This window comes from Puniceicoccus vermicola (assembly GCF_014230055.1).
In the GTDB taxonomy this organism is placed as follows: domain Bacteria; phylum Verrucomicrobiota; class Verrucomicrobiia; order Opitutales; family Puniceicoccaceae; genus Puniceicoccus; species Puniceicoccus vermicola.
Genome location: NZ_JACHVA010000005.1, coordinates 28062 through 47409, shown reverse-complemented (window position 1 = coordinate 47409; position 19348 = coordinate 28062). Strand labels below are relative to the sequence as shown.

22 protein-coding genes and 1 tRNA gene are annotated in these 19348 nt (G+C 54.6%); 18 read left to right on the top strand and 5 right to left on the bottom strand.

The window, feature by feature from the left end:
• Positions 1–509: transposase (locus H5P30_RS00380; RefSeq protein WP_185690988.1), on the bottom strand; the 509-nt coding region annotated here is incomplete at its 3' end.
• Positions 510–612: 103 nt separating this feature from the next.
• Here H5P30_RS00380 and H5P30_RS00375 point away from each other — a divergent pair.
• The 6 genes from H5P30_RS00375 (at position 613) to H5P30_RS00350 (ending at position 6367) form a co-directional block, all read left to right on the top strand.
• A complete protein-coding gene (locus tag H5P30_RS00375; RefSeq protein ID WP_185690987.1) occupies positions 613–1212 on the top strand; it encodes a LemA family protein in 600 nt (199 codons plus the stop codon).
• A 65-nt stretch (positions 1213–1277) separates the two neighbouring features.
• Positions 1278–3197 carry a M48 family metallopeptidase gene (locus H5P30_RS00370; RefSeq protein ID WP_185690986.1) on the top strand — a complete coding sequence of 640 codons (1920 nt, stop codon included), beginning with the start codon at positions 1278–1280 and terminating at the stop codon, positions 3195–3197.
• A 90-nt stretch (positions 3198–3287) separates the two neighbouring features.
• A complete protein-coding gene (gene pnuC / locus H5P30_RS00365) occupies positions 3288–3896 on the top strand; it encodes a nicotinamide riboside transporter PnuC (protein WP_185690985.1) in 609 nt (202 codons plus the stop codon).
• On the top strand, positions 3893–4459 hold the full coding sequence (locus H5P30_RS00360) for an AAA family ATPase (protein WP_185690984.1): 567 nt from the start codon (positions 3893–3895) through the stop codon (positions 4457–4459). The genes pnuC and H5P30_RS00360 overlap by 4 nt, the downstream gene beginning before the upstream one ends.
• A 44-nt stretch (positions 4460–4503) precedes the next feature.
• Positions 4504–5154: a LuxR C-terminal-related transcriptional regulator gene (locus tag H5P30_RS00355; RefSeq protein WP_185690983.1), complete on the top strand. Its 651-nt coding sequence runs from the start codon at positions 4504–4506 to the stop codon at positions 5152–5154.
• An 85-nt stretch (positions 5155–5239) separates the two neighbouring features.
• On the top strand, positions 5240–6367 hold the full coding sequence (locus H5P30_RS00350) for a response regulator transcription factor (RefSeq protein WP_185690982.1): 1128 nt from the start codon (positions 5240–5242) through the stop codon (positions 6365–6367).
• Here H5P30_RS00350 and H5P30_RS00345 read toward each other — a convergent pair.
• Positions 6364–8118, bottom strand: a complete 1755-nt coding sequence (locus H5P30_RS00345) for a Na/Pi cotransporter family protein (protein ID WP_185690981.1) — start codon at positions 8116–8118, stop codon at positions 6364–6366. The genes H5P30_RS00350 and H5P30_RS00345 overlap by 4 nt on opposite strands.
• A gap of 52 nt (positions 8119–8170) precedes the next feature.
• Between H5P30_RS00345 and H5P30_RS00340 the strand changes: the two genes are divergently transcribed.
• The 3 genes from H5P30_RS00340 (at position 8171) to H5P30_RS00330 (ending at position 9717) form a co-directional block, all read left to right on the top strand.
• Positions 8171–8257 (top strand) — tRNA-Tyr (locus H5P30_RS00340).
• Between the two features lie 74 nt (positions 8258–8331).
• On the top strand, positions 8332–9102 hold the full coding sequence (cobA, locus tag H5P30_RS00335; RefSeq protein WP_185690980.1) for a uroporphyrinogen-III C-methyltransferase: 771 nt from the start codon (positions 8332–8334) through the stop codon (positions 9100–9102).
• Between the two features lie 3 nt (positions 9103–9105).
• On the top strand, positions 9106–9717 hold the full coding sequence (locus H5P30_RS00330) for a hypothetical protein (RefSeq protein ID WP_185690979.1): 612 nt from the start codon (positions 9106–9108) through the stop codon (positions 9715–9717).
• On the opposite strand, the gene H5P30_RS00325 is transcribed toward H5P30_RS00330, so the two are convergent.
• Positions 9714–10112 carry a DUF423 domain-containing protein gene (locus tag H5P30_RS00325; RefSeq protein ID WP_185690978.1) on the bottom strand — a complete coding sequence of 133 codons (399 nt, stop codon included), beginning with the start codon at positions 10110–10112 and terminating at the stop codon, positions 9714–9716. The two genes, H5P30_RS00330 and H5P30_RS00325, sit on opposite strands and share 4 nt — an antisense overlap.
• 154 nt (positions 10113–10266) lie before the next feature.
• On the opposite strand from H5P30_RS00325, the gene H5P30_RS00320 reads away from it, so the two are divergent.
• The 7 genes from H5P30_RS00320 (at position 10267) to H5P30_RS00290 (ending at position 15698) form a co-directional block, all read left to right on the top strand.
• Positions 10267–11409: a glycosyltransferase family 4 protein gene (locus tag H5P30_RS00320; protein ID WP_185690977.1), complete on the top strand. Its 1143-nt coding sequence runs from the start codon at positions 10267–10269 to the stop codon at positions 11407–11409.
• 135 nt (positions 11410–11544) lie between these two features.
• Positions 11545–12237 carry a TorF family putative porin gene (locus H5P30_RS00315; RefSeq protein ID WP_185690976.1) on the top strand — a complete coding sequence of 231 codons (693 nt, stop codon included), beginning with the start codon at positions 11545–11547 and terminating at the stop codon, positions 12235–12237.
• A gap of 174 nt (positions 12238–12411) precedes the next feature.
• Positions 12412–12840 carry a 50S ribosomal protein L13 gene (gene rplM, locus H5P30_RS00310; RefSeq protein ID WP_185690975.1) on the top strand — a complete coding sequence of 143 codons (429 nt, stop codon included), beginning with the start codon at positions 12412–12414 and terminating at the stop codon, positions 12838–12840.
• 17 nt (positions 12841–12857) lie between these two features.
• Positions 12858–13256, top strand: coding sequence for a 30S ribosomal protein S9 (gene rpsI / locus H5P30_RS00305; protein WP_185690974.1), 399 nt, complete (start codon positions 12858–12860; stop codon positions 13254–13256).
• Positions 13257–13402: 146 nt separating this feature from the next.
• On the top strand, positions 13403–14089 hold the full coding sequence (locus tag H5P30_RS00300; protein WP_185690973.1) for a Cell division protein CpoB: 687 nt from the start codon (positions 13403–13405) through the stop codon (positions 14087–14089).
• Positions 14086–15168, top strand: coding sequence for a DNA replication/repair protein RecF (gene recF, locus H5P30_RS00295; protein WP_185690972.1), 1083 nt, complete (start codon positions 14086–14088; stop codon positions 15166–15168). The genes H5P30_RS00300 and recF overlap by 4 nt, the downstream gene beginning before the upstream one ends.
• A 50-nt stretch (positions 15169–15218) precedes the next feature.
• Positions 15219–15698: a histidine phosphatase family protein gene (locus H5P30_RS00290; RefSeq protein WP_185690971.1), complete on the top strand. Its 480-nt coding sequence runs from the start codon at positions 15219–15221 to the stop codon at positions 15696–15698.
• 26 nt (positions 15699–15724) lie between these two features.
• Here H5P30_RS00290 and H5P30_RS00285 read toward each other — a convergent pair whose 3' ends face one another.
• Positions 15725–16477 (bottom strand): putative 4-mercaptohistidine N1-methyltransferase, encoded by a 753-nt coding sequence (locus H5P30_RS00285; protein ID WP_185690970.1) that lies wholly within the window; start codon positions 16475–16477, stop codon positions 15725–15727.
• Positions 16478–16492: 15 nt separating this feature from the next.
• Positions 16493–17653, bottom strand: a complete 1161-nt coding sequence (locus H5P30_RS00280) for a M29 family metallopeptidase (RefSeq protein ID WP_185690969.1) — start codon at positions 17651–17653, stop codon at positions 16493–16495.
• Positions 17654–17766: 113 nt separating this feature from the next.
• Between H5P30_RS00280 and H5P30_RS22355 the strand changes: the two genes are divergently transcribed.
• Both H5P30_RS22355 and H5P30_RS00270 read left to right on the top strand, forming a co-directional pair.
• On the top strand, positions 17767–18681 hold the full coding sequence (locus tag H5P30_RS22355; protein WP_185690968.1) for a diguanylate cyclase domain-containing protein: 915 nt from the start codon (positions 17767–17769) through the stop codon (positions 18679–18681).
• Positions 18681–19328 (top strand): HD-GYP domain-containing protein, encoded by a 648-nt coding sequence (locus H5P30_RS00270; RefSeq protein ID WP_246459115.1) that lies wholly within the window; start codon positions 18681–18683, stop codon positions 19326–19328. The genes H5P30_RS22355 and H5P30_RS00270 overlap by 1 nt, the downstream gene beginning before the upstream one ends.
• Positions 19329–19348 lie beyond the last annotated feature (20 nt).

The following is a 19348-nucleotide window of genomic DNA, read 5'->3' as shown; positions in this document are numbered from 1 at the left end:
ACCGTCCGCAGCGCCCAACGATCCCCTTCCACCAGAACACTCTTAAACCGCTCACACCAAAGCGGTCCAAAACGATCCCGCGACCGATTAAACCAAAGCGTGAATCGTTGCTTGAGGGTCTTCATCATCCAGGAAACATCCCCCATCCGTCGCAACAGACTCTTCCGCAAGTCCATCCCTTCCAAAGTATGATCCCGAAGGTGCCCCTCCAAAACCTCAGCCCGCATCGGATTCCAAGGCGTAGGCTTCGGATAGAGCCGACGATACCGACGCACCAACTCCTCATCCGAAATACTCACCTCCGCCGGCACCTCCACCAAAACATGGAAGTGGTTCTTCATCACCGCATAGGTAACCACCCGAATCCCCGAGAAATCAGCCACCTGCCAAATCATCTTCCGCAAAACCTCCCTCTCCCGATCCCCAAAGAGAGCCTCCCCATTCACCGTTCGACTCATCACATGGTAGTAAGCTGTTTGTCCCTCGAGCTGAATGCGTTTTCTTCTCATGCACCAAGTTGAACAGATCCTCATATCTAGATCAAACTTTTTAACCTGGTTTATAGATTTTAGTCTTGCCTCCTAGTAAGTTCTGATCCAAACAGATATCATTATGTCGACGTCCACGATCATCCTGCTCTGCATTCTCGGTTTCATTGTTCTGTTGGTTATCTTTGCCATCAGTATCTACAACAAACTCGTCCAGTTGAGGAATCGGTTTAAGAACGCCTTTTCTCAGATCGATGTTCAGTTGAAGCGACGCTATGACCTGATTCCGAATTTGGTTGAGACGGCCAAGGGGTATTTATCGCATGAGAGGGAGACGCTTGAGGCGGTGATTCAGGCTCGGAACAGTGCGGCTAGTGCGAATCAGAAAGCGGCTGCGGATCCGGGGGATCCTGGGGCAATCAAGGGGCTGCTTGGGGCAGAGGCGGCTTTGACTGGGGCTATGGGGAAATTCTTTGCGCTCTCAGAAGCTTATCCTGATCTGAAGGCGAACCAGAACATGATGCAGCTCACGGAAGAGCTTACTTCCACCGAGAACAAGATCGCATTTGCCCGGCAGTCCTACAACGACTCGGTGATGACTTACAATACTGCCCGCGAGACCTTTCCCAATGTCCTTATTGCGGGCCCGGCTGGCTTTCAGGAGGCTCAGCTCTTTGAGATTGAGAACCAGCAGGAGCGCGAGGCGGTTAAGGTGGAATTTTAATTCGCTCTTAGCGAACTGTCGAACTCTGCTGGCCTCGGCAGTTTAAGAAGAGGGCAATCTTGGCTATGGATTTCTTTGGCGCACAAGACCAAGCACGGGGGAGGACCAAGCAACTGGTTGCCCTCTATTTTGCAGCGATTTTGGCAATCATCGTCTGCATTTATTTCGTCTTCATTCTCGCCGGGTTCGGGAAAGACATGGTCAATTCGCAATCCGGGTTATCGTACCCTGCAGCTCCCATCCAGAATGAAGAGCCAATTGACCTGATCAACCCTTCGCTTTTCTTTTCCGTCGCGGGTGGGGTCATTCTCGTGATCGTGGGAGCTTCCCTCTACAAGATCAGCACTCTCGGGAAGGGCGGCGCTGCTATCGCGAAATCGGTTGGAGGGAGGCAGATTGACATGTCGACCAACAACCCCGACGAGCGGAAGCTCATGAATATCGTGGAGGAGATGTCGATCGCCTCCGGAACCCCTATGCCCGATGTGTTCATTCTTGAAGGAGAACAGGGAATCAATGCCTTTGCAGCGGGTCATGATTTGAACGATGCGGCTGTCGCTGTGACCAAAGGAGCGATCCAGCAGCTTTCTCGTGACGAGCTCCAAGGGGTAATCGCCCACGAGTTCAGCCACATTCTTTCGGGGGACATGCGGCTGAATATTCGCCTCATCGGCCCACTTTTCGGACTTCTTGTCATCGCTTTCATCGGAAGGATGTTCCTCTACTCCGGAAGTGGAAGAAGCCGGGACAAAAACCAAGGGAATCTTGCTCTGGTCGGCCTTGCGATCATGGTCATTGGATATATCGGGGTTATCTTCGGTCGGCTGATCCAAGCCGCAATCTCTCGCCAGCGGGAATATCTCGCGGACGCATCCGCAGTTCAATTCACCCGTAACCCCGAGGGCATCGGAAACGCGTTGCGTCGATTGGGCTACACTCCCGCAGGCTCAAAAATTAGCCACGCTCACGCAGAAGACACTGCACACATGTTCTTCGCTCAAGCATTGGGCTCTTCTCTCAGCACCCACCCTCCTCTGCCAAAACGGATTCAGGCGGTCATGCCCGATTGGGACGGATCTTTTCTCGCGCCCCGGAAAACAGAATCCCCTGAGCCGAGTTCGCAAGAGTCGAAAAAGGCAAAGTCCTTCGGTGGCGCGATTCCGATGACGGCTGCCACCGCAATGGCCGCAGTAGGATCGCTTTCTGAAGACCATCTTCGTGAAGGAATTGAACGCCGGATCCGAATTCGAAAGAGTCTTGGGCCGGTGAATCTAGACAATATCCAAGAGACGCGATCCACCTTTGCCGCTCTAATTCTCTCCCCCGAAGATAAAGTTTTTTCCGATCAAATCGAGATCATCCGCACCGAATCGAGTCCGGCCTTTGCTGAGACGGTAGAATCCCGCTCTCGATCCATGGTCACTCTATCCGCCTCCGACCGTTTTGCGGTTATGGAACTCTGCTTCCCAGGCCTCCGAAAACTCAAGAAGGACGAGCAGGAAGCTTTCACGGCCCTCCTGCAGAAGCTCGCAGACGCCGATGGAAAGCTCTCACTTCGCGAATCACTGGTGCTCGATGTGGTTCATCGCCAGTTTGCGCCGGCCGGAAGCCAAAAATCTTCGTCGCAGCGTCTTGAGAAGAATGTGGCAAAATTTTCTTCGCCCATCTCGAAGCTACTCTACCTCGTGGCCAGCCTTGAAAGTCCCGACGGAGAAACTGCAAAACGCGAGTTCGAAGAGGCCGTTTCCAAACAGCCGCTACTGGCTCCCACGGTTAGACCCCCTGAATCGATTCCGGAACTATCCCATCTTTCACAAATACTCGCCGAAATGAGCAGCGCCTCCTTTGCGATCCGCAAGGAGGTCCTTGAGGCTGCAGCCGCCATCGTTCTGAGTGACAATGAAACTTCGGACCGCGAGTGGACCTTCCTTCGCTTGATTTCGCTTTCAATGGGCGCTCCTATGCCGCCGCTGCCCGGAAACTGAAATTAATACGGCACCCGAGGCCATCACGCCTCTCCCTCGGACCGACAAAACCCTCGATTCACAAACGTGGGCCCCACATTGTGAGGTCCCATGGAGTTCCTTCGAACCATCAGTATCGATCAAAGAATCGAAATCATCACGGTAATCCTGAGCCTGCTCTACGTGGGCCTGATCGCCGTCAACCGTAGATCTGGATGGTGGTTCGGAATTGCGGCCTCCCTTCTCAGCGTCTGGCTCTTTATCCGAGTGAATCTGCTGGCCGAATCCCTACTTTATGTCTACTATGTGGTCATGGGCCTCTACGGCTACTTTCACTGGAAATACGGATCAAAGCTCAATACCAATCCCCCCATTCTCGTCCGATCGATTCGGTTTCACGCGCTGGCCATCACCATCTCCATTCTGCTAACGATCGGCTTGGCTCAGATCCTCGACCTTCTCGGCAGCTCCAATATTTACGCTGACGCGGGCTCAACCGTTTTCAGCTTTCTCGCCACCTGGATGGTCGCACAACGGATTTTAGAGAACTGGCTGTATTGGGTGGCGATCGACGCGTTTTCGGTCTGGCTTTATCACTCCCGCGAGCTCCCAATCTACGCGGGACTGATGGCATTCTACTCGCTTATTGCAGTCGTCGGTTTTTTCATCTGGCTCAAGCAATACCGCAGCCAATCCACCACTTCCCTGGCCTCGGCATGACCCTCCGCATCTGCATCACCGGACCCGAAGCTACTGGAAAAAGTTCTCTTACCCAGGCCCTTGCCCGGCAATTCAACTGCCCTTGGGTCCCCGAATACGCCCGGATCTATCTCAAAGAGCTCGGCCGCCCCTATCAGGAAGAAGATTTGGAAACGATCCTCGAAGGCCAGATTGCCCTCGAGAACGAAGCGGCTTCGAGCGCAGGAGAGTATCTTTTTTGCGACACCGGGCCCGAGGTCGTTTGGGTCTGGAGCCATTACAAATACGGCCGGGTATCTCCGCGGATCGATGCCGTCACCCGTTCACATTCCTACCCCCTTACACTCCTGCTTGAGATCGACCTCCCATGGGCCGCGGATCCTCTGCGGGAAAACCCTTCGGAAATCGAGCGAAAGAACCTTTTACAAATTTACAAGATGCTCCTAAAGCAGATTGGCAACGAACATGCAATAATCTCGGGGAGTGGCAAAATCCGCACCTCCAACGCAATTCGTGCGATCCAGCACTACCGGAAAGGAGCTTCCGTCAGTGAAGAAATTAAAAAACCGCCCCTCATGCTCTGAATTTGGTTTCATTTTCTAATATATCGTTTTACGAATAGATCTTTATGGAATCCAAAGACCAGAGTCCCGAAGCCAGTCGACTGCTCATCGCAGAGGACCACGTGCTGGTAAGAGACACGATCAATCTCTGGCTCTCGGGTCGAGATGAATTCATCGTGATCGACACTACGGAATCGGTCACGGGCGTCACTCAATCCCTCGCCACGCAAGATATTGATATCGTCATTCTCGATCTAGCGCTCGGAGATGACGACGCCCTCCACGAGATCCAAGCTTGGAAAACGGCTCATCCCGATGTCCGCTTTCTCATCCTAAGTGCCTCCCGCAATTATCTCATCGCGAAACGCGCTCTCGAAAACGGTGCCAACGCATTTGTCAGTAAATCAGACTCGTCCGAAGAACTGATTCGAGGGCTCCTCAGTGTCCGTAGCGGCCTGTCGTACGTTTCTCATTCGATTTCCCCCTATGTCGGTCGGGAAAAATCTGCCCGCCTGCCCAACCTCACGCGTCGGGAAGAGGAAATTCTCCGTGAAGTCGCCTCCGGTCGCACTAATCGTGGGATCGCGAGTCGTCTTGGCATTAGTGGCAAAACGGTCGAGAGACACCGGGAAAACATCAAGCGGAAGCTACAGCTAACCTCCTCCTCCGAGCTGATTCGGGAAGCGGTGCGCCTGTTTCCTTCGGAAAGTCCATAAGACCATAGTCGCCGATACCGCGACAAAAACCAATTTTACTCTTCCGTAGGGAGCAAGGGAGCCCCCACTATCGAGAGGTTGCTCCATGAAGCCTTCCTCCGATAGATCCATCCTCGAAGAAAGCCCATCCCTGACCGGAATCCGGGAGCTTTTTCTTTCTCTCCAAGAGGAACTCATCGTTGGCCACGAAAGTAAGCTGGATCGACTCCAGCTGGATCTAGCCACAGGTCTTCCAGAAAAATCATATCTCCATACGGCATGTCTCCGCAAAACGATAACGGAGATGCTGGAACATACCCTCGCAACAGAAAAGGGAATCCGAAGCCTTTCACTCAAGGTCCAGACCGAGGGAAAGGATCTCCAGATTGAATTCGCTGCGGAGAATTCGGAGGAAGTCACAGTCGTGAAACGAGAGGCGGCCTCCCCCGAGGGCCTCATAGAGACCCTCTGCACTCTCAGGCCTTTTCTGGATCGACTTCAAGGAGACATATTTCATGAGACCTCCGACAACGATCAAAACCGCCTCTGCCTCCGCGTTCCGATCTCGACGAATGTCTCGGCCCACCCATCCGATCCAGATTACGATATCCTCTTAGTCGAGGATGAAGCCAATGTGGGAGAGCTCTACCTCAACTATTTCCAACACTTCAAATGCCGTTCTCTTCTTGCACAGTCTATGGCAGAAGCGGAAATCATCGCCTCCCGATATTCTTTCGCTGTCGCTATCGTTGACCTCCAGCTACCGGATGGTGACGGATGCCTACTCATTGAACGCTGGAAAAAATCTGCCCAGATTCCCTTCGTCATCGCGACCTCGGCAGCGGGCAACCCAGACTCCGAAGAGAATTCGTTCCGCTCTGGCGCGGACCGCTTTCTCGGAAAACCCTTTGAACTCTCGGATATCCAAAATTGCCTACCTCCAAACCTCCAGCGCGACAGGTCGGAGGTCGCCATTGGACAATTCCGCATTCCCAGCGCCCAAAAGCTCAAAAACAAGACTCTCCGGACCAAGGGGGAAGTGGCTCTCGCTCAGCAGGATTCCTCTTCCTTCCTCAAAGTTACCCACCACTTCACCAACGAATCCTTTGCCCTCCAGTTTTTGGCAGCGGCCCGAGCCTTTTCCGACTCAGAGGAAGCTACCCGCGCAGATGACTGGGATTCGGCGGCCCGTCATTGGAAACGGGCTTGGGAACAGTTCGAAGGCGAGAATTAAGCTCCCTTTTCGAGCCGAATCTCCCGGGCGATCTCCGCTAGGATATGCGCGACACGGGACTGACACTCGATCATATCGACCTCGATCCGGAAGATCCTCAACCGCTCATCATCTCGATTCGCTAGCCGAGTGGAGAGAGAATCCTTTGCTTCACGGACAAGTTGCCGAACGCCCCTCTCCTGATCAACTACCTCTTTCTTCGTCTCGCTAGTCGGATGCCTCACGGCCTCGATCCCTCGGGCAAAAACTTCCTGAACCCCATCGGTCAATTGAAGGAGCAACCGACTCGTCTCGTCACTCATGCCACTTTCCAGTTCAAGCAAGTCGATTCCCAGCCCCTGAAAAACATGGTCGAGAAGATCCCCCAAATTTTCGATCTGATTCACAATCCCGACAAAAGAATTCGATTGCGCCTGCTGGAGACCTGTCAGCCGCTTCTCGGCCAAACGTCCAAGGAAACGCAAAAGATCTTCCTGACGACGGTCGATCTCATCATCCGCCCCGTCAAATTCGCGAATGCGTTTCTCGTTCTTCTCGCCTATGGCCTGGCTCAAATCCCGATGCAACCCGGAAACGGTCTGGAGAAAATCCACGACCTCCGCGCGCACCTGCCCAAGCGCCGTCTCTGGCTCCGACAGGTAATAGTCATCCAGAAACCGGTTGATGCGCCGATCTTTATCCCTCTCCGGAATCATCTTTTCGACCAGAGACACAAGCAGCCCGGTAAAACCGAGAAAGAGAAACGCATTGATAAAGTTAAAAACAGTATGCGCGTTGGCGACGGCCCTTCCCACGTCATCGCCGCTTCCCGGCGAAAATAGGTTCGTCATCCAGAGAGCAATATCCGCGAGATAGGGTAAAAACGGCAACCATATCAGGACCCCTCCCACATTGAACAAAACATGAATCATCGCCACCCGCAGGGCGATTCGAGGCTGTCCGACCGCCGCCATCAAAGCCGTCACACAAGTTCCCACATTCGAGCCGAGAACGACGGCAATCGCACCAGGAAGGCTCAAGAACCCCTCAGTCGCCAGAACAATCGTCAACCCGGTGGCGGCAGCTGAACTCTGGACCAGCGCGGTAAACAGCAACCCGCAAAGAATCCCGAACGCCGGATTGGTCATCTCGGCCATGAGGTCGACAAACGGCTGATAATCCCGCAAGGGACGAGTGGCCTCTGACATCAATTCCATGCCAAAGAAGATCAACCCAAGCCCGAGAAGAAGTCCCCCCACGTAGCGAACCTTTTCACGCTGCTTGATCAGCCTCATTGCGAAACCGATCGCGACCAGCAATAGGCCCCATTGGGTCACATTGAAGGCGATAATCTGGGCCGTGACGGTCGATCCCAGATTGGCTCCGAGGATGATACCCACCGAATTCGAAAGCGAGAGCAGGCCTACCGAACAGAACCCGACAAGAAGAACCGTCGTGATGGAAGAGCTCTGAGCTGCTGCAGTCACGACCGTCCCAGACACCAAGGCCAGGAAACGATTCTTCGTGGCTTTCGCTAAAAACTTTTTGAGGTGCCCACCGGCTACGGCTCGCAGCGAAGCAGTCAACTCCTCCATACCGAGGAGAAACAACGCCAGTCCTCCCAGCAGCTGAAGTCCCAACTGGATCCAATCTATCTCTGAACTCTCCATCGAAAGGCCAACCATTACCCCGAAAAACTTCACCGACAAATCGAAATTCGGTTTCCCGATTCCCCCGTCGAAGCAGCGATCGAGAAAGAAGTGAAAAATCATCCAAAAAAAACTTGGCAAGGAGGGGGCACCTCTCCACTGTGGACAATTTTCCGGTGGGGTATCCAAGCGGCCAACGGATGCTGACTGTAAATCAGCCGGGTCTATCCCTTCACAGGTTCGAATCCTGTCCCCACCACCATTCCCCTTTTTGAAACCCTTTTTTTTGAGGGTTTCTGAACTTCGGACGGAATCGGAAAAAACGCACCCACCACGATGAGAGACTCCGGCAACCCGGACCCAACTTCGCAACGATCAACGGTCTACCTAGTAGGTGCTGGCCCCGGAGATCCCGATCTGCTGACCCGAAAGGCGGAAAAGCTCATTCGCTCCTGCGACGCACTCGTCTTTGACTACCTGGTCGCCAAAGAGATTCTCGATTGGGCTCCGGCTCACGCCGAGAAAATCTGTGTCGGAAAACGTGCCGGATTCCACTCCCTCAGGCAGGAAGAGATCCAGGACGTTCTGGTTCGCCTCAGCCTATCGGGCAAAACGACCGTCCGCCTCAAAGGGGGAGACCCCTTTGTTTTCGGCCGCGGCGGCGAAGAGGTCACCCGACTGAGGTCGGAAAGCATCCCCTATGAAGTGGTTCCCGCCATTACGGCCAGCATCGCTGCCGCCGCACGAGCGGAAATCCCTCTAACTCATCGATCCTTCAACTCCTCCGTCGTCTTTCTGACCGGCCACCAAGACCCCAGCAAAGAAGACACCGGAGTCAACTGGGCCGACTACGCAAAGCTCCAGACCACTCTCTGCCTTTATATGGCCATGGGGCGGCTCGGAAAAATCCGCGACTCCCTCATCGAGGGCGGACTAAGCCCGGAGACCCCCTGCGCGGTGATTCAATGGGCGACGACCCCGGAAGAGAAAATCCTCTACTCAGCACTCCACTCGGTTGCCGAGGACGTCGAGAAGGCAAATCTCTCCTCCCCGGCGATCGTCATCATCGGGAAGACAGCCTTACCCCCGCAGTCATCCGAAGATTGAACCATGCTCCCGGAAGAAGATCACGGATTGGTCTTAAACTATGCAGAGAAAGGGGAGAAATTCTGGTCCCTGGCTTTTCTCTCTCATAGCCAAGGTCTCTATCATCCTCTCGTTCGGAAAACAAAGAGAGGAAATCGCCCCGATCTTTTCGACACCGGTCAGGCGCGCATATCCCGCGCCAAGCAGGGCGAATTAATATTCCTCTCCGACTATTACCCCACCCGAAGACGCAGCGGACTGGCGCGATCCTACGAAATCCTTCAAATCGCCTCCCGCTTCGCAGAGATCCTCCGCAAGAATTCGCAGCATCTGGCCGACTACGAAGTTCTCTTCCAGATTTCGGAGCGTTTCTTTGATTCCCTCGAGACCGGCCCCTCCCCTCGAGCGGCCTACCTCAAAACCCTCTACCTCTTTGCCAAAACTGAAGGCCTGCCCGTCCGCGAAGACTGGGCCTCTCAATTGAGCGACAGCGTCCGCAAGGATCTGGAGACCATCCTCAAAAGCCCGCTTGAAGAACAACCCACAGAAGTGGCCATCTTCAAAGGTATCACCTCATCCCTGGAGCAGTGGCTGGCCCAAGAAGCGCATTTCCTCGTCCCCAAACAAAGCCTTTAGTAGGCCGACGTCTTTCCCAGCAGGCGAAAAGCCAGCGACAACCATCCGATCATCAGAGCGAGACCTCCCAGCGGGGTCACCGGACCGAGAAGTCCGGGAGCCCCGGCCGATAGCGCAAAAATACTCCCGGAAAACAAAAAAATTCCGACGAGAAAAAAGATCACACTCAGCCGAAACGGAGCGAGACTCCTCGACCGCAAGTCCGCCAATGCAAGAATCGCCAAAACGTGAAACAGCAGAAAGAGGGAAGCCGAAGTCCACGCCGCCTGCTCCTTAGCCTCTGCCAAAAAGCCTTCGGGCGGATGAGCACCAATCGCACCCCCGACGACTCCGCAAAACCCCAGAATTGCGACTAAACCCAAAATCCAACGATCTATTCCTAAACTCCGACTCATACCAAACAGCTTCCTCGCTCCGGCCTCTTTGGCCATTCAAAAAGCCAACACCTGAAAACCAATTTGCGCCGGGTGAACCATGCGCCTCCTTTCGCCTTGCCTTCAGCGAATGAGAGATCGTCCTATAAGCTTACGATCCCCGGAAGTACTCATCTTGTCCGACCATCCATCAGCACCGCAACGAATCACCTTCGTCACTCAGGAATTTCGCCCAAAGATCGGCGGAGCGGCGACGGTAGTTTCTGAACTGGCCGAAGCCACGTCCCGGCTCGGCTGGACCGTGACGGCCATCGCCCCGGGTCACCCAACCGAAGAAGACGAATCCGCCCCCTTTACCATCGAAAGAACCGAAACCCGCGGCAAGCAGGACTGGGGCGACCGGATCGCACTCCTGAGATTCCTCAAAAAGAGGCCCCCACAAGCCGATGAGGAATGGGTACTCGCAGAACCGGGTGCAGTCCGGGCCGCCCTCTATGCACCTTTTTTCGGAATCTCCTTTTCCCGCCCTCCGAGCCTCATTCTCCACGGAACGGAAATCCTTCGCTTCACCTGCCTGCCCCACCGCCGCTGGCTTCTTCGCCGCCTCCTCAATCAATGCCGGGCCATCCACGTTCTCTCCGATTATAACCGACAACTTCTCAATAAACGGCTTCCCGGCGTGACCGCCCCCATCATTGTCGCTCCCGGCGCACCCTCGTGGAAATTCAGTGCACCCGCGACAGCCACTCAGGAGAAATCGGCCTCATCCCCTGCAATTACAATTCTCACCGTCGGCCGCATCCACCCGCGCAAGGGACAGCTCGACACCCTGCAAGCCCTGAGCCGGCTTCCCATGGCTGACCAAAAACTCATCCGGTACCGCATCGTGGGCCCCAGCGTCCGCTCGCGCTACCGGGAATCAATCCTCCAACACGCAGCCACCTGCCCCTTTCCCATCGAGCTTCCCGGCCCCCTCGATGAAAAAGCCCTGGAAGAGGAATACCGCTCCGCCGACATCTTTGCCCTGACCAGCCGCCAGACCCGGATGAGCGTCGAAGGCTTTGGACTCGTCTATTTGGACGCTTCCGCGATGGGGCTCCCCGTCGTAGCCACTCGATCCGGAGGCATCCCGGAAGCAGTCCTCGATGGGAAAACGGGACTTCTAGCCGAAGAAGGTGGCATTGAAGAAATTTCCTCCTGTTTTCAGCGACTGATTCGCGACCCCGAGCTTCGCCGCCAACTCGGCGCCAACGGCAGGCTGCACGCGGAAAAACACGAATGGAAAAAGACCGCAACGGCTCTTTTCGGAAGGCGTTAATGTGAAAATTTGTGGGCAATAACACCATTGTTACATTCTCACTCGACATTTGGCATCAAAAGTGCACTAATCCCGACTCGAACCGGGCAACCGTTCCGGATTTCGAAACAAAACAACTAATACAAACCAACTGATATGAACAAACTCAGCAAGATCCTGCCCGCCGCAGTTGTCTTCGCGACCGCATCGTTCTCGACCGCGATCGCTCAGGAAGAAGAAGAATCCTTCCCAATCGAAGGCAACATCGGAGTAACCAGTAACTATCTTTTCCGTGGTGTAACTCAGACCGGTGATGGCGCAGCCGTCCAAGGTGGACTGGACTACGCTCACGAAAGCGGCGTTTATGTCGGAACCTGGACTTCCAACGTGAACTTCGCTGGCGGAACTGAACTCGACGTATACGGCGGATACGCTGGTGAATACGAAGAAGTCGGTTACGATGTCGGTGTTGTCGGCTACCTCTACCCTGAAAAGGACGGGGAAGACGCGAACTTCGCTGAACTCTACCTAGGCCTCTCCTACGACATGTTCGGTGCTGGTGTTGCTTACACTTTCTACAGTGAAATCGACGACGGTGCCTTCGCCGAAAACGACCTCTACTTCTACGTTTCTGGCGGATACGACATCACCGAAACCGTGTCTGTTTCCCTGACCTTGGGTTACTACTTCTTCGACGCGGCTAGCGACAGTGACTACTTCCACGGTCAAATCGACCTCACGAAGAGCACCGACCTGGGTGACTTCACCTTCTCCTACTCACAGGCTGACGAATCGGATCTCGCTACTGACGATCCTCTCTTCTTCGTCTCCTGGGGATTGGGATTCTAAGTCGATCTAGACTTTTTTACGGGAAGGCCGCGCCGGAAGGCGCGGCCTTTCTTTTCCTCAAACACTGATCGAGTCGCCCCGCGACCCGGTCACGAAATCTGGCAAAAGCACGACTTTTGCGAAAATCCATTGACATTCCGGCCTGCGGCCGTTTTCTTCCTCCGTTTTTCCACAATGAAAACCACTTTAGCCAAACCTGCCGAAATCGAACGTAGCTGGTACCTGGTCGACGCCTCCGAAGAAACTCTCGGTCGCCTCGCTGTCCGTATCGCCAACGTTCTTCGCGGCCGCCACAAGCCTTCCTACACCCCGCACATTGATACGGGAGATTACGTCGTCGTCATCAATGCGGACAAGGTGAAGCTCACCGGTAAGAAGGAAGAACAGAAACAATACATGTTCTACACCGGCTACATGGGGAACGAGCACTACCGCAACGTGGCCGACTTCCGCGCCAAGCGCCCCGAGTTCATCATCGAGAATGCTGTGAAGGGAATGCTCCCCAAGAACAAGCTGGCTCGTGAGATGATCAAGAAGCTTAAGGTCTACGCGGGTGAAGAACATCCCCACGGTGCCCAAGAGCCGACTTCTTTTCCTTTCTAAGATAATTTCTCCGACCTATGAGTGAGACAACGACTATTTTCTCGGCCACAGGCCGTCGCAAGCGCGCTTCCGCACGCGTCCGCATCAAGCCCGGCAGCGGTGAAATCACCGTCAACGGCAAGACCTGCGCTGAATTTTTCCCAACCGAGCAGGCACAACGTGCCGTAGCGGCTCCACTCATCACCGCTGAAAAGCAAGACTCCTTCGACGTGATCGCACGAGTCAATGGTGGTGGAATCACCGGTCAGGCTGGAGCTGTTTCTCTCGGAATCGCTCGGGCTCTGCAGAAGTATGACGCAGAACTCCGCGCCCCTCTTAAGAAGGAAGGTCACCTTCGTCGCGACCCTCGCGAGAAGGAGCGGAAGAAGACCGGTCAGCCCGGCGCCCGCAAGAAGTTCCAGTTCTCGAAGCGTTAATTTTCAGAAACGGGATCCCAGTGGGCCCCTTGATTCCGCATATCTTGCGCAATGGGTTGACTGGTCGGCAAGAATCCCGTTTCGCGCCTTCAACTTTTTCAAAGCTGCTGAGCGCACTGTTTTTCAGTGCGCTCGCAGCTTTTTTGTTGATTTCCTGCAGCCCTGGCGGCCGAGCAGTCTTTGAAGAGACTGACGAACCCGAATACGTCCGCGGGAAGAAGTTCCTCCGCCAAGGCGAAGATGAGCAAGCGCTCCTCGCCTTTCTGCGGGTCATCGACAACCGCACCGACTCCCCGGAGTCACACCTTGAAGCGGGCTTGATTTACCTGAATGATATGAACCAGCCGATTCTGGCGATCTATCATTTCATGAAGTTCCTGGAGCTTCGCCCCGACGCGAAGCAAGCACCCGAAGTCGAGAGCCTCATCGATACGGCGAAAAAGGAATTTGCCCGCACCCTACCCGGTCGACCGTTCCAAAGCGGAGTCGAGCAAACGGATTTGCTGGAGGTCGTAGAGCGACAGCGCGAAGAAAGCGATCGCCTCAAAAACCGGATCAGCCGATTGGAACGTGAGAATCAGGAACTCCGGCGGCGCTTGGGAACCCTTTCCGCCACCGCAAACCCCGGCTCATCCTCATCCAATCGTTCAGGCGGCGCAGCAGAACAGCCCGCCGTCTATGTGGTCCAGCCCGGGGACACCCTTTCCTCGATCGCCCGCAAAGTCTTTGGTAGCAGCGCCCGCTGGGAAGAAATTTTCCAAGCCAACCGCAACCTCCTCCGGAGCCCCAACGACCTCCGTGTCGGCCAAGAGCTGCGCGTACCGGGCGAATGAAGATTCTTTCCTGCAATCTGGAGAACTTTCGCAATATCGAAAGCGCCCGATTGCGATTCGAGGGAGATCGGATCTTTTTTGTCGGTTTAAACGGACAGGGAAAATCGAACCTCTTGGAAGCACTCGGGCTTCTCCACGCCGTGCGCTCCTTCCGCACCTCCGACCTCCGCCATTTAATCCGTCGCGAGCAATCGATGGCTCGTATCTATTTCGAACTGGAGTCCGGCGCCCCTGATCAGGAAACCGTCCTCCTCCAACTGAAAAGAGCCGGAGGACGCGAAGTGGAACTCAATGGAGAGAGATGCCCGACTCTTGGCGACTTTCTCTCGCGCTTCCCTGCTATTGTCCTCGCCACGGACGATGTTCAGATCATCCGTGGCTCCCCCAGCATTCGCAGGCGAATGATGGACCTCCATTTCGCTTCCTCTCAAAAGAGCTACTACGAGGCATTGAGGGAGTTCACCCGCGGACTCGCTTCGCGCAATCGACTCCTGAAGAAAGGTGCCTCCGACCAACAGATTCGTGCCCACGATTATCCTCTCTCCGAAGCGGCAGCCTCACTCAGCCACCACCGCCAACGGGGAACCGAATCCCTATCGCCCCTGTTCACCTCCATATTCCAGAAAATATCCGGAGGGAAGGATGACCCTGGACTCCGCCTGAGGAGCTCTTTCCAGAAAGGTTCCGCAAAGGAGCTACGAAACATCTGGAACGAGGGTCTTGAGCGAGATCGACTCCTCGGCTCAACACAAACAGGTCCACATCGAGATGATTGGATTTTTTCCACGGAGACCGGGACCGCTCGCGACTACGCCTCGGATGGGCAACAACGCAATCTGGCAATTGCCCTGAAACTGGCCCTTTTTCGCGATCTGGCTTCCCACCTCTCAGAAACTCCCGTTCTTTTGGCCGACGACATTCTCGGCGAGTTGGACGCCCGGCGGCGCAAAGCCTTTTGGGAAACCCTGCCTTCGGACTGCCAGGTATTTTCGACGGGCACCGAGTTTGATCCTGACCGACATCCGGGAGACTGGGAAGTGTTCAGAGTTGAAGAAGGGAGATTCGAACGCACCTCTTGATCAGGTATCCTTTTGAACTCCATTCAAAACCCTGATTGAATCATCGAACTGTGAGAGAGCTTATACTGATTCGCCACGCAAAATCCGGGTGGGAACACCCTCATCTCAATGACTTTGATCGTCCATTGGACGACAGAGGTCTCCGCGACGCCCCCAAAATGGCCAAGCGATTCGGTCCCCGCTGGGATGCCCCAGATCTTCTCATCTCCAGCCCCGCCATCCGCGCCTACCAAACCTCGCAGTTTTTTCGGGAAGAATGGAATCTGCCGTGGGAGCGCTACCTCCTACAGGATGCAATCTACGAGGCGACTCCAGAGACCCTGCTCGCAGTCTTACAACAATTCGATGACCAGGCCCAGCGCATTGCCCTCGTTGGCCACAATCCCGGGATCAGCTCGCTTCTCCATCTTCTCTCGGGGGAAGACAAAGAGTTGAAAACGACCTGTATTGCCAGATTGACGACGAGTCAGAAATCATTCGCTGTCGGCGAATGCGAGTTCGTCGATCATCACAGCCCACAAATGTATTGATCAGGCCAAGCCTTGAAGGGGCTTTACTACCGTCGACGCCACTTGCCCGAATGGGCTACAGTGAGTTGATACTTTCGTTCGGTCTCCCGGATAAGAAACGGCATCGAGCACTCATCAACGAGCTCGAAATGCGGATCCAGAATCGCCTTCAGCTCCTCCGCTGAATCAGGACCATCCACCTGCCCTCCGATCCACTCTGCGGGTTCGGTATGTTCCTCCATCCAAGTAAAGGGTGAATTGAGAACCAAGTAACCGCCGGGCGTCACGAGTCTCGGTAGTTGTTGCAGAAATTGCCGCGGATGATGAAGGCGGCAAAGAAGATTGGCTCCCAGCACCCAATCAAAGGCGTCCAATTCCTCGGGGAGCGCGTGCGCATCCCCGACCTCAAATCGGACCCTTGAAAGATCGACATCCTCCGGAGCACGGGCGGTAAAATCCTGAGTGCGGACTCCCTGCATCCGCACCGAATACTGGATCGAATCTCCGGCTTGCAGAGACTTTGCCGTGGTAATGAACTTTTCCGAGTAGTCGATCCCCACGACTTCTTCACAGTGCCGAGCCATCTCAAAGGAGGAACGACCCACCGCACAACCGACCTCCAATCCGCGATCCACCGGCACGCAGGGAAAACGCTCGGCAATCAATCGCTCGGCATAGGAGGTCACCGCACGCAGACCGGAACCCCATGGAAATACCTCCTCGGCCTTTCCGTAATGGAAGTGAAGGTACTCGGAAGTCAGACGGTCCGACTCATAGTCGACCGCTTTTGAAGAACTCATCGAAGGCTCCGGGTCTCAGCTCAGGACCGCTTCACCCTTGAGCAGGTTCAGCAAGTAGGCAGCGGGACGATAGTTCTCAAGGATGACCGTCTCCTCCCCATCACGATACATGCGCACCTGCTTCACCTTGATCTCAGGAGTCTTGTGCGGCGCATAAAGCACGTCGTCGTGAGAGGCATTCTCGCGGTGCTTGAACAGGTCTGGCGTTAAATGACCGCCGAGGTGGTCGTCGCGACCGGTGGCGATGTGACAAGTGCCAAGAATCTTCTCGTCCTGGATGTCACGACCGGAGAAAGGAAGCTTTTGTGTGCCGAAACCCAGTTCTCCAAGAGCTCCCGTCATGGGATCGTCGGCCAACTTGGCATTATGCTCCTCAACAAGGGAATAGTCTCCGTAAATCAGGCGGGACTTAATGATCTTGCCGTCTTCGACAGTCAAAAGACCCAAGGTTTCCTCCTCATACTTAAAGGGAAACTGGCCGCTGGCGGATGTCGGAACGAAATAGACCTCCCCAGCCGGAAGATTGGCGACGTCCGGCTTGCCACGGGGGCAAAGACCGTGACTTTTCTGCGCTTCCTGCTGATCGGTATTCAAAGTCAGGGTGGTCACCTGATTTTCCACCTCAAAATCAATTTCGAAGCGGTCGGCTTTGGTCAGACCAAGACGCAGCTTTTCGGCATCATCACTGATTCGATTATAATCTACCGCGAGTCCCGACTCGACGATGATTTGGTTCAACCCGTGTAAAGTCGCACCACGGAAACCAAACGCCTTGGCCTGCGCCGTCAATGGGGCTGTGGCCGAGAAAGTCGATACAGTCAGAATAATTTGGTAATTCGGATAAATATCCTTCTCGAGGCTCAAATGCTTCCCGTCCGGATCGTAGCAATCATCCTCCATATCGAGGTTACTCCCGCCCGTCTCCTTGTATGCAAAAATATCACCGCCGGTATAGTTTAGCGCCTCAAGGTCTCCATTCTTAAAGCCCTTATAAAAGACTTCATAGCCATAATTTTGGATGGAAAGGGACTCGTCCGAGAGAAATCGAAAATCCTCAATCTCTTTAGGATCCGGCAAATCAATCAAAATGCAGAGCTTCTCGCCTTGGCCTTCGCCAAAACAAGTAGTCATCAAGCGCTGCAGAGAAAATGGAGGGAATTTTTCGTCGTTGTACATGATCTACCCTGTGAAGAAGTCCTCCCAGCTCACGATGTCAAGGAACCGAACCAAAAACACCCGGGAATTTACGCGTTGTCATCCTGTAAACTCCACCTACAGTAGCACTTATCGTGGAGAACCTCCTTCACATTCTCTTAGTCGAAGACGACCCTCTTGCGGCCAAATTGGTGAGACTGATCCTTAGCAAAGGTCGCGGTCTGGAAGCCCGTACAACTCACGTAACCACAATGGCTTCCGCCAAGAGTGAACTTGAGCAGCACGGATTCGACGTAATCCTCCTCGACCTAAACCTCCCCGACAGTACTACCGAGGAGACCCTCAATCACTGCGTCGAGCTCGCAGAATACCACCCGGTTATCGTATTGACGGGGAACGAAAGCGAGGAAATCGGTGTGCGAGCCGTCCAACTCGGAGCCCAAGACTACCTCGTCAAAGGCGAATATAACGACCGCATCCTGCTCCGCGCCCTCCGATATGCCCGGGAGCGACACCGCATGTGGTCGACCCTGCGCCGGCTATCCGTCATCGATGAGCTTTCCGGGCTCTACAATCGCCGGGGATTTTTTGCCGTCGTAGAGCGCCAATACCAGGAAGCCATGTCCTCTCCAGACGGAAGCGCCCTGTTTTTTTACTTCGACCTCGACGAGTTCAAGCAAGTCAACGACACCTTTGGCCATGACCATGGTGATGATGCGTTGCGTGCCTTTTCCGATATCCTCAAGACGACCTTCCACCGGGATGACTCCGTAGCGCGGGTCGGAGGAGACGAATTCGTCGCCTTTATTGGAAATCTCGACGGTCGGAAGCCCGATGATGTCATTACCTCCTTTGAAAACGCCCTGGAGCGCTTCAACGCGGAAGGTAAACTGCCCTTTGCCATCAAATCCAGCTACGGATATCGCAAGGTCAGCTCCGACGAGAAAACCTCCTTGGACGAAGCCCTCAGCGACGCAGACTCGCGTCTATACGAGCAAAAACGCTCGAAGAAAGGAGAGAGCCGGGAGAGCGCTCCGACTTCACCGTGATGATTGGCTTCGCGGAGGAAATCGAAGATCCTGAGGAAGCTGCTTTCGCCGCAGCGTCCCCTGATCCGCTCCGCGATTTGGAACGCAAAACTCTCGCGAGGATCCGGTTTTCCGTTTGCTTTCAAGACGCTTATCTAGGCAGGCACCTCCGCGCTTCGGCGGTCATCTCCCTAAGAATCGCGAAGGCCCTCGGACTCAAACCCAAGGAACAAGAGAATCTTTGGTACGCCGCTTCGGTTCATGATATCGGAAAAATCGGAATCAATCCCCTCATTCTCAAGAAAGAGGGGAATTTGACCGAAACGGAGTTCTCCGAGATTCAAAGCCACACGATCCTGGGTCATCAGATGCTGCAGGGAATCGACAGCGAACTCTACCGCACCTGCGCCGACGTCGCCCTTTGCCACCACGAGCGTTGGGACGGAGGCGGTTATCCCAACGGAAAAAAGGGCACCCAAATCTCCCTCTTCTCGCGGATCGTCTCCATCGCCGACGTTTACGAATGCATCACTTCAGGTCGGCATTATCGCGAGGCCAAATCGGAGAAAGAGGCCATTCAGGAACTCCAGACCTGCGCCGGAAGCCAGTTCGACCCGGAGCTGATCGAATTATTTACCACTCAAGTCGCGCCCGTTAAGCAAGATTGACCTTTTCCGCTCGATCCGAC

Excerpts from the sequence above, each read along its gene's own strand:
- H5P30_RS00375 (WP_185690987.1), top strand. The coding sequence starts at position 613 with ATGTCGACGTCCACGATCATCCTGCTCTGCATTCTCGGTTTCATTGTT.
- H5P30_RS00370 (WP_185690986.1), top strand. The coding sequence starts at position 1,278 with ATGGATTTCTTTGGCGCACAAGACCAAGCACGGGGGAGGACCAAGCAA.
- pnuC (WP_185690985.1), top strand. The coding sequence starts at position 3,288 with ATGGAGTTCCTTCGAACCATCAGTATCGATCAAAGAATCGAAATCATC.
- H5P30_RS00360 (WP_185690984.1), top strand. The coding sequence starts at position 3,893 with ATGACCCTCCGCATCTGCATCACCGGACCCGAAGCTACTGGAAAAAGT.
- H5P30_RS00355 (WP_185690983.1), top strand. The coding sequence starts at position 4,504 with ATGGAATCCAAAGACCAGAGTCCCGAAGCCAGTCGACTGCTCATCGCA.
- H5P30_RS00350 (WP_185690982.1), top strand. The coding sequence starts at position 5,240 with ATGAAGCCTTCCTCCGATAGATCCATCCTCGAAGAAAGCCCATCCCTG.
- H5P30_RS00345 (WP_185690981.1), bottom strand. The coding sequence starts at position 8,118 with ATGATTTTTCACTTCTTTCTCGATCGCTGCTTCGACGGGGGAATCGGG.
- cobA (WP_185690980.1), top strand. The coding sequence starts at position 8,332 with ATGAGAGACTCCGGCAACCCGGACCCAACTTCGCAACGATCAACGGTC.
- H5P30_RS00330 (WP_185690979.1), top strand. The coding sequence starts at position 9,106 with ATGCTCCCGGAAGAAGATCACGGATTGGTCTTAAACTATGCAGAGAAA.
- H5P30_RS00325 (WP_185690978.1), bottom strand. The coding sequence starts at position 10,112 with ATGAGTCGGAGTTTAGGAATAGATCGTTGGATTTTGGGTTTAGTCGCA.
- H5P30_RS00315 (WP_185690976.1), top strand. The coding sequence starts at position 11,545 with ATGAACAAACTCAGCAAGATCCTGCCCGCCGCAGTTGTCTTCGCGACC.
- rplM (WP_185690975.1), top strand. The coding sequence starts at position 12,412 with ATGAAAACCACTTTAGCCAAACCTGCCGAAATCGAACGTAGCTGGTAC.
- rpsI (WP_185690974.1), top strand. The coding sequence starts at position 12,858 with ATGAGTGAGACAACGACTATTTTCTCGGCCACAGGCCGTCGCAAGCGC.
- recF (WP_185690972.1), top strand. The coding sequence starts at position 14,086 with ATGAAGATTCTTTCCTGCAATCTGGAGAACTTTCGCAATATCGAAAGC.
- H5P30_RS00285 (WP_185690970.1), bottom strand. The coding sequence starts at position 16,477 with ATGAGTTCTTCAAAAGCGGTCGACTATGAGTCGGACCGTCTGACTTCC.
- H5P30_RS00280 (WP_185690969.1), bottom strand. The coding sequence starts at position 17,653 with ATGTACAACGACGAAAAATTCCCTCCATTTTCTCTGCAGCGCTTGATG.
- H5P30_RS00270 (WP_246459115.1), top strand. The coding sequence starts at position 18,681 with ATGATTGGCTTCGCGGAGGAAATCGAAGATCCTGAGGAAGCTGCTTTC.